The 12,099-nt window shown below is 67.0% G+C and carries 10 protein-coding genes; 6 read left to right on the plus strand and 4 right to left on the minus strand.

The genetic code is table 11. The annotated features are described in order from the left end of the window. Positions 1-9 precede the first annotated feature (9 nt). Positions 10-906: an alpha/beta fold hydrolase gene (locus ACGLHS_RS12745; protein WP_394480118.1), complete on the plus strand. Its 897-nt coding sequence runs from the start codon at positions 10-12 to the stop codon at positions 904-906. 34 nt (positions 907-940) lie between these two features. On the opposite strand, the gene ACGLHS_RS12750 is transcribed toward ACGLHS_RS12745, so the two are convergent. Together ACGLHS_RS12750 and ACGLHS_RS12755 are read right to left on the minus strand one after the other, a co-directional pair. Then, complete coding sequence (locus tag ACGLHS_RS12750) at positions 941-1,756, minus strand: substrate-binding domain-containing protein (RefSeq protein WP_394480120.1); 816 nt, start codon at positions 1,754-1,756, stop codon at positions 941-943. A 107-nt stretch (positions 1,757-1,863) separates the two neighbouring features. After that, positions 1,864-2,766: a LysR family transcriptional regulator gene (locus tag ACGLHS_RS12755; protein ID WP_394480122.1), complete on the minus strand. Its 903-nt coding sequence runs from the start codon at positions 2,764-2,766 to the stop codon at positions 1,864-1,866. A gap of 110 nt (positions 2,767-2,876) precedes the next feature. On the opposite strand from ACGLHS_RS12755, the gene ACGLHS_RS12760 reads away from it, so the two are divergent. Continuing rightward, a complete protein-coding gene (locus ACGLHS_RS12760; protein ID WP_093246906.1) occupies positions 2,877-3,308 on the plus strand; it encodes a VOC family protein in 432 nt (143 codons plus the stop codon). 166 nt (positions 3,309-3,474) lie between these two features. Beyond that, a complete protein-coding gene (locus tag ACGLHS_RS12765) occupies positions 3,475-3,951 on the plus strand; it encodes a Spy/CpxP family protein refolding chaperone (RefSeq protein ID WP_394480125.1) in 477 nt (158 codons plus the stop codon). Between the two features lie 12 nt (positions 3,952-3,963). On the opposite strand, the gene ACGLHS_RS12770 is transcribed toward ACGLHS_RS12765, so the two are convergent. Then, a complete protein-coding gene (locus ACGLHS_RS12770) occupies positions 3,964-4,875 on the minus strand; it encodes a response regulator (RefSeq protein WP_394480127.1) in 912 nt (303 codons plus the stop codon). Continuing rightward, positions 4,847-8,248 (minus strand): ATP-binding protein, encoded by a 3,402-nt coding sequence (locus tag ACGLHS_RS12775; protein WP_394480129.1) that lies wholly within the window; start codon positions 8,246-8,248, stop codon positions 4,847-4,849. Before ACGLHS_RS12775 ends, ACGLHS_RS12770 begins: the two co-directional genes overlap by 29 nt. A 264-nt stretch (positions 8,249-8,512) precedes the next feature. Here ACGLHS_RS12775 and urtA point away from each other — a divergent pair, with 264 nt between their 5' ends. The 3 genes from urtA to urtC all read left to right on the plus strand — a co-directional run bounded on the left by urtA (position 8,513) and on the right by urtC (position 12,087). Next, complete coding sequence (urtA, locus tag ACGLHS_RS12780; protein WP_394480131.1) at positions 8,513-9,778, plus strand: urea ABC transporter substrate-binding protein; 1,266 nt, start codon at positions 8,513-8,515, stop codon at positions 9,776-9,778. A 162-nt stretch (positions 9,779-9,940) separates the two neighbouring features. After that, positions 9,941-10,855 (plus strand): urea ABC transporter permease subunit UrtB, encoded by a 915-nt coding sequence (gene urtB, locus ACGLHS_RS12785; RefSeq protein ID WP_394480133.1) that lies wholly within the window; start codon positions 9,941-9,943, stop codon positions 10,853-10,855. 32 nt (positions 10,856-10,887) lie between these two features. Next, positions 10,888-12,087, plus strand: a complete 1,200-nt coding sequence (urtC, locus tag ACGLHS_RS12790) for an urea ABC transporter permease subunit UrtC (RefSeq protein WP_394480135.1) — start codon at positions 10,888-10,890, stop codon at positions 12,085-12,087. Positions 12,088-12,099: the final 12 nt, after the last annotated feature.

Genomic DNA, 12,099 nt, shown 5'->3' on the forward strand with positions numbered 1-12,099 from the left:
CAGACTCCGATGAACTCCGTCGACGCCAGTCTTTTCACCCGGCACTTCCGTTCGCCGGAGGCCCGGTCCTCGCTGCTGGATTCGTACGCCCGCGTGCTGGCCCGCTGGCCGGTGCCGTACGAGAGCCGCTATGTCGAGACGCGCTACGGCCGCGCGCACGTGCTGGCCTCGGGCCCCGCCTATGCGCCGCCGGTGGTGCTGCTGCACGGCAGCGGCGGCAATGCCACCACCTGGATTCACAACATCGCCAGGCTGTCGGGTGCGCTGCAGATCTACGCGGTCGACATCATCGGCGACGCAGGCCGCACCGAAGGGCGCCGGCCCGTGTCCGAGGACGCGTACTGCAACTGGCTCGAAGACGTGCTGATCGGACTGGGCCGGCCCAAGGTGGGGCTGTGCGGTGCGTCTTTCGGCGCGTGGCTCGCGGCGGCGTACCTGCGCCAGACCTCGCGCCGCGTTTCCAAGCTCGCGCTGCTGGCGCCCGCGAACCTCGACACGCTGCGGCCGGCCTTCGTTGCGCGCGCAGCCATGGCTGCGATGTTCCCGAGCGAAAAGCTGGTGCGCGGTTTCCAGGCCCGCGTGTCTTCGCCGATGGCGCCCGAGCCGCCCGGCTGGGCCATGGACGACCTGCTCGTGCGCTGGCGCTGCCAGCGCGGCAGCCCGAGGCCACCAGGCCGCATGAGCGACGCCGACCTGCGCGTGCTGCCCAAGCACACGCTGCTGATGCTCGGCGAAGACGAGGCGCTCTACGACCCGGTGCGCGCCCGTGCCCGTGTGCTGGCCCATGCGCCGCACGTGCAGGTCGAGATGCTGCCCGGCGCGGGCCACACGCTGGCCTACGACCAACCCGACAAGGTCGGCGACGCGCTGGTCGATTTCTTCCGGCGCGACGGCTGGACGCTGTAGCCGCACCGTTGTGCGTCAGCGCGCCGGTGCGCCGTCAACGCGCCGTCAGCGGCTCCAGCCCGGTCTTGGCGATGGTGGGCGCGGCAGCCGGCGAGTTGAGGTAGCGGATCAGTTGCCGCGCGGCCTCGGGCTGCTTCGACGCGGTGGCGATGCCGGCCGAGAACACCGTCACGCGCTGCACTTCGTCGGGCAGCGGGCCGATGTAGTCGATGCCCGCGATGGGCAGCAACTCGCTCACCTGCTGCAGGCCCAGCGCCGCGTCGCCGCGCGCCACGACCGTGCCGACGCGCTCGCTCAGGATGCGCTTGCTCTTGGGCTTCACCTGGTCTTCGATGCCGAGCTTCTTGAGCAGCTCGGTCTCGTAGTAGGTGCCGCTGGCGCTGGCCGAATAGGCGATGGACGGCGCGGCAAGCAAGGTGCGCTTGAGCGCATCGACCGTGCCGATGTCGGGCCGTGGCGCGCCCTTGCGCACCGCGAAGCCGATGGACGAACGCACCAGGTCGACCTGGCTGCCCGGCACCACCTTGCCTTGCGCGACCAGCGCATCGAGCGCGGGGCGCGCAAGGATCACCACGTCGGCCGGTTCGTTGCGTGCCAGGCGACTCGGAATGGAATCGTCGGCGTTGCCCATCGACGCGCCGTAGGCCGTCTTCACCGTGCGGCCGCTGCTGCGCTCGAACGCTGGGCGCAGGTCGTTGTAGGCAGCGGTGAAGCCGCCCGAGGTCATGACGTGGATGTCGCCGGTGGTGGCGGGCTTGCCGGCGTTGTCGAGGCTGCCGCAGCCGGCAAGGGCGAAGGCCGCGAACAGCGGGAGCGCCGCGCGGCGGGTCAGGGAAAGAAGGGGCTTCAACGATGTCTCCTGGTGCGAAGGGTGCAAGGGGCAGCAGCGTGGTCGCCGCCTGCACCGTCATCGTAGGGGGCGGGGCTGTCAATCCGCCTTCAGGAAATTAGTGGTTATCACCGAGGCGGCGCGGGCCTGCTTTTTCTGCGCTCCGTCTTCACGGCCTCCCGCAGGCACTGCGCGAACTGCGCGACGACAGGCGGGCTGGCCCGTGGCTTGCGCTGCAGAAGCCCGACTTCGCGATGGAACGTGGACTTGCCCAGCGACAGCATGCGAACGCCGGGCGGCAGCGGTAGGTGCGCTTCAACCAGCGGCACGAGGGCAACGCCCAGGCCCCGGGAGGCCATGTGGATGAGCGCGGGGATCTCGTCCACCTCGATGGCGTCCGTCACCGCGAGCCCTTCGCGCCGGAGGAATCTTTCGACCATGCGGCCGCCGAACGAGGCACGGTCGTAGCGCAGGAACGGCTGCGCCTGCAGAAGCGCGCGCCAGTCCTTTCCGGGGGCGTCTGCCGGTGCGATGAGAACGTAGGGCTCGTGCACCAGCGTTTGCCACGTGAGGTCCGGAAGGATGCCGAAGGGCGGGCGGATGATGACGGCCGCGTCGATCTGGCCGGCATCGAGGTCGTCCATCAGCCGCATCGATACGCCGGGCGACACGTGCACGCGAAGCAACGGGAAGCCCTTGCGCAATGCCTCGAGTGCCCGCGCCACCAATGTCGATTGCGTGGAGGCAATCGCGCCGATCCGCAGCAGCCCCGAGTGCGTGGCGTCTTCGGGCAGCTCGCCCAGCTTGGCATAGAGGGCGCAGATTTCTTCGGCCCGCTCCAGCGTGGTCTGGCCCGCCGCGTTCAAGGTGGCCGACCGGCCCGTGCGGTCGAACAGCGCGAACCCGAGGGATTCTTCGAGCCGCTTGATCTGGCTGCTGACGGCCGATTGCGTGAGGCCGATCCGCTCGCCTGCTGCGGCGAAGGTGCCGTGGCGGCACACGGTGATGAAGGTGCGAAGCTCTGTGATCATGGCGGACTCATCGAATTTGGTGGGGCTCAGTCGCAAAATATATCGTTTTCGGTTATGCGAGCCGCTGCTTAAAGTCCGGCCATCCTGAACTCCATTTCGCGGCAACATCCATGAGCGCTCCCGAGACACGCATTCCGTTCCACCTGGCCTTTCCTGTTCGCGACATCGCCGAAGCCCGCGCTTTCTACGGCGGGTTGCTCGAATGCCCGGAAGGGCGCAGCGCGCCCAGCTGGGTCGACTTCAACTTCTACGGCCACCAGATCGTGGCCCACCTGGCACCCGACGAATGCGGCCACAAGGCACTGAGCGCCGTGGATGGCCACGACGTGCCGGTGCGCCACTTCGGCGCCGTGCTGCCGATGGACAAGTGGCAGGCCATGGCCGACAAGCTCATCGCGCGCCAGACGCAATTCGTGATCGAACCCTACGTCCGCTTCAAGGGCGAGCCGGGCGAGCAGGCGACGATGTTCTTCCTCGACCCGTCGGGCAACGCCATCGAGCTGAAGTCTTTCGCGGACCTGGATTCGCTCTTCGCCGTCTGAGCGCGCCGCTGTCAGAAATCGACGCCTGCCCGCAAGGCACCCCCCGGGCGCAGGTAAAGACGGCCGGCTTTACCTGCGGTTTACGGCCTCGCAACGCCCGCTACAGCCGGGGCTCCTGAAATGCACGATGGCCCTTCGAGGGCCTGACGACCCAGGAGCCAGGATGATGAAAGACACCCTTCGCAGGTTCGCGCTCGCCGCGACCCTGATCGCCGTGAGCGGCTACAGCTTTGCGCAGTTCGGCGGCATGGGCGGCGGTGGCGGGCGCCGTGGCGCACGCACCGACAGCACGGCGAGCCCGCGCAGCAGCGACAGCCTTTCCACGCCCGCCACGGCGGCGAGCAAGATCCGCGACAAGCTCTACGACCTGCGCCTGCAACTGATGATCACTCCCGAGCAGTCGGCGCCGTGGGACCACTTCTCGGATGCGGTGTGGGAGCTGGCCGGCCGCAGTGGCATGGCGAGCGCGGCGCCTTCGGACGACCAGACCGGGCTGCAGCTCGTGCAGCAGCGCACCGCGCAGGCGCAAGACCGGGCCCGGCGCATGCAGGCCGTGAGCGATGCGCTGTCGAAGCTTTATGAAGCGCTCACGCCTGAGCAGCGGCACGTGGCCGACCAGAACCTTGGCGCCGTGATTCCCTGATTCCCTGATCTTTCAGGCGAGCTGCCCGCTCGCCAGCGCGGCGGCTGCCGCCCGTGTTTCGACGCCCAGCTTCTCGAAGATGTGCTCCAGGTGCTTGTTCACCGTGCGCGGGCTGGTGCCCAGAATTTCACCGATGTCGCGGTTGGTCTTGCCTTTGGCGAGCCATGACAGCACTTCGGTTTCGCGCGGCGTGAGGGCCGCTTCGGCCAGCCGCGCCGAAGAAGCGCCCGCCGCGCCGTCGCGTTGAATGGCGAACAGCAGCATCGTTTCGCCGAGCGCCGCCGCGCCGAGGTTGCGCACCGACAGCCGCATGCCGGTCGCCGTATTGACGACGATGGCCGCGCCGGGCGCCAGCGCCGCTTCGAGCGAATGCGGCAGCAGCCCCGGCGCCACCGGGTCTTCGAGCGCATGCAGCCACAGCGCGGCCTGCGGCGAGCGCCATGCGATGCGCCCGCGCGTGTCGACGAACACCACGCCCATGCCCGCCACATCGACCGCATCGCGTGCCATGCGCGTGATGCGGGCGTTGCGCGCATGCGTGTGCAGCCGCACCAGCACTTCCTGCGCGCGGATAGGTTTCACCACGTAGTCGACGCCGCCGCACTCGAAGCCTTCGACCACGTGCGCGGTTTCCGAAAGACCGGTCATGAACAGCACCGGGATGTGCGCCAGCGCCGGGTTGGCCTTGATGCGCCGGCAGGTCTCGAAGCCCGAAAGGCCGGGCATCAGGCCGTCGAGCAATATCGCGTCGGGCACCACCAGTTCGAGCCGCTGCAGCGCGGCCTCGCCGTCGGCGGCCACCAGCACGGTGTAGCCGCTGGCCTCCAGCGTGTCGCACAGCATGCCCAGGCTGCTGGGGGCGTCGTCGACCACCAGCACCACGGGGCGTTCGGATTCAGGGCGAGGCGAATGGAGTGTCTGCATCTTCTGCCAGTGCGTTGCGGAGGTTGTCGAGTTCAAAGCGCGTGACCATGCCGCGCAGCCAGGTGCAGGTGGCGGCGGCCGAAGGCGATGCGGCCGCCAGCCGGTCGAGCGCGGTGTGCAGGCCGCGCACGTGGCCCATCTGCACGAGGCGCATGAGTTCGGCGCGGTCGTCTTCCGTCAGCGCGAACTGCGGCGGGCGCCGGGCTGCTTCTTCTTCATCGGCCTGCGAAGGCAGCGCATCGTTGGAAGAAAGCCATTCGAGGCCCAGGTGCCGCTCCAGCGTGTCGATCAGCTCCGACTCGATCACCGGCTTGCCGACGAAGGCCTGGCAACCGGCCGCGCGCAGCCGCTCGGGCTGGTTCTCGAACATGTTGGCCGAGACGATGATGATCGGGATGTCTTTGAAGCCCGAGGCCCGCACCGAGGTGGCGGTCTGCCAGCCGTCCATGTCGTCCATCGTCAGGTCGAGCAGGATGGCCGAGGGCAGCTCTTCGCGCAGGCTGTCCAGGCACTCGGTGCCGCTGGCGGCCTCGCGCACCTCGAAGCCCAGCGGCACGAGCATGCCGGCGAGCATCTGGCGCTGCACCGGCTGGTCGTCCACCACCAGCAGCGTGCGGCGCGCGCCGATGTAGCCGCTCACCGATTGTCCGAGCGATCCGCTCCTGGCCTGCGGGCCGGGGTCGGCCACTTCGCGCAGGTACACGCGCACGCTGAAGGTGCTGCCTTGCGAAGAAGTCTGGGCCAGCTTCAGCTCGCCGCCCATCAGCGAGGTGAGCAGGCCGGTGATGGTCAGGCCCAGCCCGGTGCCCGGCTCGCCGCGCCGGCGGCCCGCGGCCCCGCGCTCGAAGGGCAGGAAGATGCGCTGGTGGTCTTGCGGCGCCACGCCGATGCCGGTGTCGACCACGTCGAAGCGCAGCACCTCGCGCCGCGCATCCACATGCAGCGTGACGGTGCCGCTGTCGGTGAAGCGCACGGCATTCGTCAGCAGGTTGATGAGAATCTGCCGCAGCCATTTCGCATCGGCATGCACCCATGGTGGCAGGGGGCCCGCGTGCGTGAAGACGAAAGCCAGGCCCTTGTTCTCGGCCTGCGGGCGAACCATGTGCACGAGCTGGTCGAGAAAGGCGGGCAGGGCGAGCGGCGCCGGCTCCAGTTGCAGGCGGCCGGCCTCGATGCGTGCGAGGTCGAGCAGGCCGTCGATCAGCCCGAGCATGTGCTCGCCGCTGCGGTGGATGGTTTGCACCGCCTCACGCGGCGGCGTTATCGCATCGCCCTTGAGCAGGATCTGCGAATAGCCCAGGATGCTGTTGAGCGGCGTGCGCAGCTCGTGCGTCATGCCGGCCACGTAGCGGGTCTTGGCCTGGTTGGCGGCCTCGGCGGCTTCCTTGGCGGTTTGCAGCGCGGCGTCGGTGCGGCGGTGGGCCTCGATCTCCAGTGCGAGCAGGTTGTTGTGCCGGTTCGATTCTTCCTGCGCCATCTGCCGGCTCTCGCTGCCCAGCACCACCCACCATGCGGCCACGGCGGCCACCACCGACAGCAGTGCGAACACTTTCAAAAAGGCCGTGCCCATCGCGGCGTTGTCGGGCCCCAGCAAAGCCTCTTGCGCATAGACCACGCCCACCACCGTGGCCAGCAGCGCGATCAGCGAGGCGGCCACCAGCAGGTAATGCGCCACGCGAAAGTTCAGGCGCGCCGACAGCGCAGGCGGCAACAAGGCCTGCAGCCAGCCGCTCATCTGCTCGGCGGCGCGCGAGTCGGTCTTGCAGCGGTCGTGGCAGCGCGATTCGAGCGTGCAGCACAGCGAGCAGATCGGTGCGCTGTAGGCCGGGCAGTGGGCCATGTCTTCCGACTCGAAGCTGTTGTCGCACACCGAGCACTTCACGCTCTGGCCGGGTGCCCATCGGTCGATGTCTGTGCGTGCGAGGTAGTAGCGCCCGCGCGTCTTCCACGCCAGCAGCGGCGAAACGAGCATGGCCGTGGCCAGCGCGACGAAGGGCGAGAAGGCCTTGGCCCATTGGCCAAGCACGCCCGAGTACGCCAGCATCGCAAGCCCTGCCGCCACCAGCATTGCGACGAGGCCGACCGGGTTGATGTCATACAGGTGCGCGCGCTTGAACTCGATGGTCTTCGGGCTCCAGCCCAGCGGCTTGTTGATGACGAGGTCGGCCACCAGCGCGCCGACCCAGGCGATGGCGATGTTGCTGTAGAGGCCGAGCACGCGCTCCAGCGCACCGAACACGCCCAGCGTCATCAGCAGCACCGCGATGACCACGTTGAACACCAGCCACACCACGCGCCCCGGATGGCTGTGCGTGAGCCGTGCGAAGAAGTTCGACCACGCCAGCGAACCCGCATAGGCATTGGTCAGGTTGATCTTCATCTGCGAGACGACCACGAACAGCACGGTGATGGCCAGCACCCAGGCCGGGTCGTGCAGCGCGTAGGCAAAGCCGGTGAGGTACATCTGCGTCGGCTCGATCGCGTGGTCGGGGTGGATCTCGTGCTGCAGCGCCAGGAACGCGAGGAAGGCCCCGCCCATCATCTTCAGCATGCCCGGAACGATCCAGCCGGGGCCGGCCACCAGAACGGCGGTCCACCAGCGGCGCCGGTTGGCGGCGGTCTTCTCGGGCAAAAAGCGCAGGTAGTCGACCTGCTCGCCGATCTGCACCACCAGCGAGAAGGCCACGGTGGCGGCGGCGCCGAACATGAGCGGGTCGAAGCCGCTGCTGTCGGACACGCGGCCGCGCAGGCTGGTGAAGTCGGCGAACAGCTCGGGCTTTTTGAGCAGCACGGCCGCGAAGGGGCAGATGAACAGCACGATCCAGATCGGCTGCGTCCACAGCTGCAGCCCCGAGATGAGCGTGATGCCGCGCGCCACCAGCGGAATGATGACGATGGACGACACCACGTACAGCAGCCACAGCGGCCAGTCGAGGTACATCTGCAGCGCCAGCGCGAGGATGGCGGCTTCGAGCGCGAAGAAGATGAAGGTGAAGCTCGCGTAGATCAGCGACGTGAGCGTGGAGCCCAGGTAGCCGAAGCCCGCGCCGCGCGTGAGAAGGTCCATGTCCACGCCATGCCGCGCCGCGTAGTACGAGATCGGCAGGCCCGTGAGGAAGGTGATGAGCCCCACGACCAGGATGGCCCACAGCGCGTTCGAAAAACCGTAGCTCAGCGCGATCGCCCCGCCGATGGCCTCCAGCGCCAGGAACGAGGTGGCGCCGAAGGCCGTGTTGGCCACGCGGAACGCCGACCACTTGCGAAAGCTGCGCGGCGTGTAGCGCAGCGCGTAGTCCTCCAGCGTTTCGTTCGCGACCCAGGCGTTGTAGTCGCGGCGGATGCGAAAGATCTTCTGTCCGGAGACGGATGTCATGGCGGGTTCTCGCGGCGGCGGTGGCATGCGGCGGGTACAGCAAGAAGCGCTCCCTGTGCCTCCTGTTGCCGATGTCTGTCTCGCGAGTCTGGGGGCTCGGCAGAGGGGCGCCGCTACGTTGAATGACGTATTCGCCGGCAGGCAAGTGATTTCTAAAGTACCAGCCATGGTGCTCGGGGCACCGTCTGATGCACTTCGATGGTGCGCGGCTGGCCCATCACTTTTTCTATCTCTCTTTTTTCTTCAACCTGCTGGAGTTTCCTGATGTCGCGTGATTCCGATCTTTCTCTCGATGCCCTGGCATTGCGCCGTCGCCGCCTGCTGCAGGGCGCCGCCGCCTTGCCCATGCTGGGCCTCAGTGGCCTGAGCTTCGGCCAGGGGCAGTTCCCCACGGCCAAGGTCAACACCACCAAGCTCGCGGTGACCGACACCGAAGTCACGGTGGGCCAGCTGCATTCGTCCACCGGCACCATGGCGATTTCGGAGACCGGCTCGATCCAGGCCGAGCAGCTCGCCATCGACCAGATCAACGCCATGGGCGGCGTGCTCGGCCGCAAGATCAAGGTCATCAAGGAGGACGGCGCCTCCGACTGGCCGACTTTTGCCGAGAAGTCGAAGAAGCTGCTGGTCAACGACCACTGCGCGGCCGTGTTCGGCTGCTGGACCAGCGCCTCGCGCAAGGCCGTGCTGCCGGTGTTCGAGAAAGAGAACGGCTTGCTGTACTACCCGACCTTCTACGAAGGCCTGGAGCAGAGCAAGAACGTGATCTACACCGGGCAAGAGGCCACGCAGCAGATCCTCTGGGGCCTGGACTGGGGCGCGAAGGAGAAGAAGGCCAAGACCTTCTTCCTGGTCGGCTCCGACTACATCTGGCCGCGCACCTCGATGAAGATCGCGCGCAAGCACATCGAGAACTTCCAGAAGGGCTCGGTCAAGGGCGAGGAGTACTACCCGCTGGGCCACACCAACTTCAACTCGCTGATCAACAAGATCAAGGTGGCCAAGCCCGACTGCATCTTCGCGGCCGTGGTGGGCGGCTCGAACGTGGCCTTCTACAAGCAGCTCAAGGCCGCGGGCATCACGGGCGACAAGCAGTTCCTGCTGACCCTGGCCGTGACCGAAGACGAAATGACCGGCGTGGGCGGCGAAAACTTCGCGGGCTTCTATTCGTCGATGAAGTACTTCCAGTCGCTGGACAACGAGAACAACAAGAAGTTCGTGGCCGCCTTCAAGGCCAAGTACGGCAAGGACGCGGTGATCGGCGACGTGACCCAGGCGGGCTACCTCGGGCCCTGGCTGTGGAAGGCGGCAGTGGAGAAGGCCGGCAGCTTCGACGTGGACAAGGTGGTGGCCAGTTCGCCGGGCATCGAGCTGAAGACGGCGCCCGAGGGGTACGTGAAGCTGGACGCGAACCACCATCTGTGGAGCAAGGCGCGGATCGGGCAGGGGCAGCTGGATGGGACGTTCAAGGTGGTTGCGGAGTCGGCTGAGTTGATCAAACCCGATCCATTCCCCAAGGGCTACCAGTAAGCCTCTGATGACTTTCTCCCTCCCCCTCTGGGGGAGGGCAGGGGTGGGGGCAAGCGGCCGTTGATGAGGCCTTGTGCTTGCGAAGGCCGCCGTGCCCCCATCCCAACCTTCCCCCAGAGGGGGAAGGAGTCAATCCAATACCCAACACCGGAACCTGTCGCCATGACTCTGTCGGACATGATGAACATCGGCCTCATGCAGGGCTTCGCGGGGCTGAGCCTCTTCGCGGTGCTGCTGCTCATGGGCCTCGGGCTCGCGATCATCTTCGGGCAGATGGGCGTCATCAATATGGCGCATGGCGAGTTCATGACCATCGGCGCCTATTCGATCTACCTGGCCGCGCAAGTGACGGAGCGGATGGCACCCGCATTCATGCCGTACTACTTCCCGATCGCCATCGCGCTGGCCTTCGTATTCGCCTTCATCGTCGGCTGGATCGTGGAGTGGGTGCTGATCCGCCACCTCTACAAGCGGCCGCTCGACACGCTGCTCGCCACCTGGGGCGTGAGCCTGGGCCTGCAGCAGATCTTTCGCACCTTCATCGGCCCGAAGGAAGTGAGCCCGACGCTGCCCGAGTGGCTCATGGGTTCGTGGACGCCGCATGAGGGCCTGGACATTCCGATCAACGGCCTGTTCGTGCTGGCACTGACCGCGCTGGTCACGGGCGGCGTGCTGATTGCATTGCACAAGAGCCGCTGGGGCCTGCGCGTGCGCGCCACCGTGGCCAACCGCGTCATGGCCAATGCCACCGGCATCGACACGAAGAAAACCGACCGCCTGACCTTCGCCATCGGCTGCGGCATTGCCGGCGTGGCGGGCGCGGCCTTCACCACCATCGGCTCGACCGGTCCGACCTCGGGCTCGCTCTACATCGTCGACGCCTTCCTGGTCGTCACCTTCGGTGGCGCGGCCAGCCTGTTCGGCACGGTGGTCTCCGCCTTCGGCATCGCGCAGACGCAATCGATCTCCGAGTTCTTCATGACCGGCTCGATGGCCAAGGTGCTGACGCTGTCGCTCATCGTGCTGATTTTGATGATGCGACCGCAAGGCCTGTTCGCCGTGAAAGTGCGCCGCTGATGAACCCGATTCCCTTGCAGGAGAACGTTCCGATGAATTTCATCAAGGCCTCGATCCAGCGCTACCAGCTCGGCAGCCTGCTGCTCCTGGTGCTGCTGCTGGCGGTCGTGCTGCCGCTGTCGCTCGACATCTTCCGCCTGAACCTCGTGGGCAAGTACCTCACCTATGCCTTCGTGGCCGTGGGCCTTGTCATGGTGTGGGGCTACGGCGGCGTGCTGAGCCTGGGGCAGGGCGTGTTCTTCGGCATCGGCGGTTATGCGATGGCGATGTTTCTCAAGCTCGAAGCCTCCGACCCGGTGTCGACCAAGATCCAGACCACGCCCGGCATTCCGGACTTCATGGACTGGAACCAGATCACCGAACTGCCCACGCTGTGGCTGCCGTTCAAGAGCCTGCCGCTGAGCCTTGCGCTCGTAGTGCTCGCGCCGATGGCGCTGGCTTGGCTCGTGAGCTTTGCGATGTTCAAGCGTCGCGTGGGCGGCGTGTACTTCGCGATCATCACGCAGGCCGTGGCGCTGATCTGCACCGTGCTCATCATCGGCCAGCAGGGCTATACGGGAGGCGTCAACGGCATGACCGACCTGAAGACCATGCTGGGCTGGGACACGCGCACCGACGGCGCCAAGTACGTGCTGTATTACGTCTGCGTGGGCTTGCTGGTGCTGAGCATCCTGCTGTGCCGCTGGATCCAGACCAGCAAGCTCGGCACGCTGCTGTTGGCCATGCGCGACAAGGAAGACCGCGTGCGCTTCTCGGGCTACGACGTGTCGAACTTCAAGGTCTTCATCTTCTGCCTTGCGGCCGGGCTCTCGGGCATCGGCGGTGCGATGTTCGCGCTGCAGGTCGGCTTCATGTCGCCGAGCTTCGTGGGCATCGTGCCGTCCATCGAGATGGTGATCTTCTGCGCCGTCGGTGGCCGCATGAGCCTGGTGGGCGCGGTGTATGGCGCGCTGCTGGTGAATGCGGGCAAGACGCTGTTCTCGGAGAGCTTCCCGGACCTGTGGCTCTTCCTGATGGCGGGGCTCTTCATCGGCGTGACGATGGCCTTCCCGATGGGGCTGGCCGGCGTGTGGGAAGAAAAGATCCGGCCGTGGTGGAAGGCCCGCCGCCAGGCCCTGCGCGAGGCTTCGGTGCAACCGCCGGTGCAAGCCGCAACGCCGCCGGCAGCCGTGCCTGCATCGCCGTCACCCGAACCCCATCTGCCCGAAGGTATCGGCAGCCAGCGCGCCTGAACCCGGAGCACC

Origin of the sequence: Variovorax sp. VaC1 (assembly GCF_043658315.1) — a bacterium.
Taxonomy (GTDB): Bacteria; Pseudomonadota; Gammaproteobacteria; order Burkholderiales; family Burkholderiaceae_C; genus Variovorax.

What these genes read in the sequence shown, in the direction of transcription:
- ACGLHS_RS12775 (WP_394480129.1), bottom strand. Translation starts at nt 8,248, where the DNA reads ATGACATCCGTCTCCGGACAGAAGATCTTTCGCATCCGCCGCGACTAC.
- ACGLHS_RS12765 (WP_394480125.1), top strand. Translation starts at nt 3,475, where the DNA reads ATGAAAGACACCCTTCGCAGGTTCGCGCTCGCCGCGACCCTGATCGCC.
- ACGLHS_RS12745 (WP_394480118.1), top strand. Translation starts at nt 10, where the DNA reads ATGAACTCCGTCGACGCCAGTCTTTTCACCCGGCACTTCCGTTCGCCG.
- urtA (WP_394480131.1), top strand. Translation starts at nt 8,513, where the DNA reads ATGTCGCGTGATTCCGATCTTTCTCTCGATGCCCTGGCATTGCGCCGT.
- urtC (WP_394480135.1), top strand. Translation starts at nt 10,888, where the DNA reads ATGAATTTCATCAAGGCCTCGATCCAGCGCTACCAGCTCGGCAGCCTG.
- ACGLHS_RS12755 (WP_394480122.1), bottom strand. Translation starts at nt 2,766, where the DNA reads ATGATCACAGAGCTTCGCACCTTCATCACCGTGTGCCGCCACGGCACC.
- urtB (WP_394480133.1), top strand. Translation starts at nt 9,941, where the DNA reads ATGACTCTGTCGGACATGATGAACATCGGCCTCATGCAGGGCTTCGCG.
- ACGLHS_RS12760 (WP_093246906.1), top strand. Translation starts at nt 2,877, where the DNA reads ATGAGCGCTCCCGAGACACGCATTCCGTTCCACCTGGCCTTTCCTGTT.
- ACGLHS_RS12770 (WP_394480127.1), bottom strand. Translation starts at nt 4,875, where the DNA reads ATGCAGACACTCCATTCGCCTCGCCCTGAATCCGAACGCCCCGTGGTG.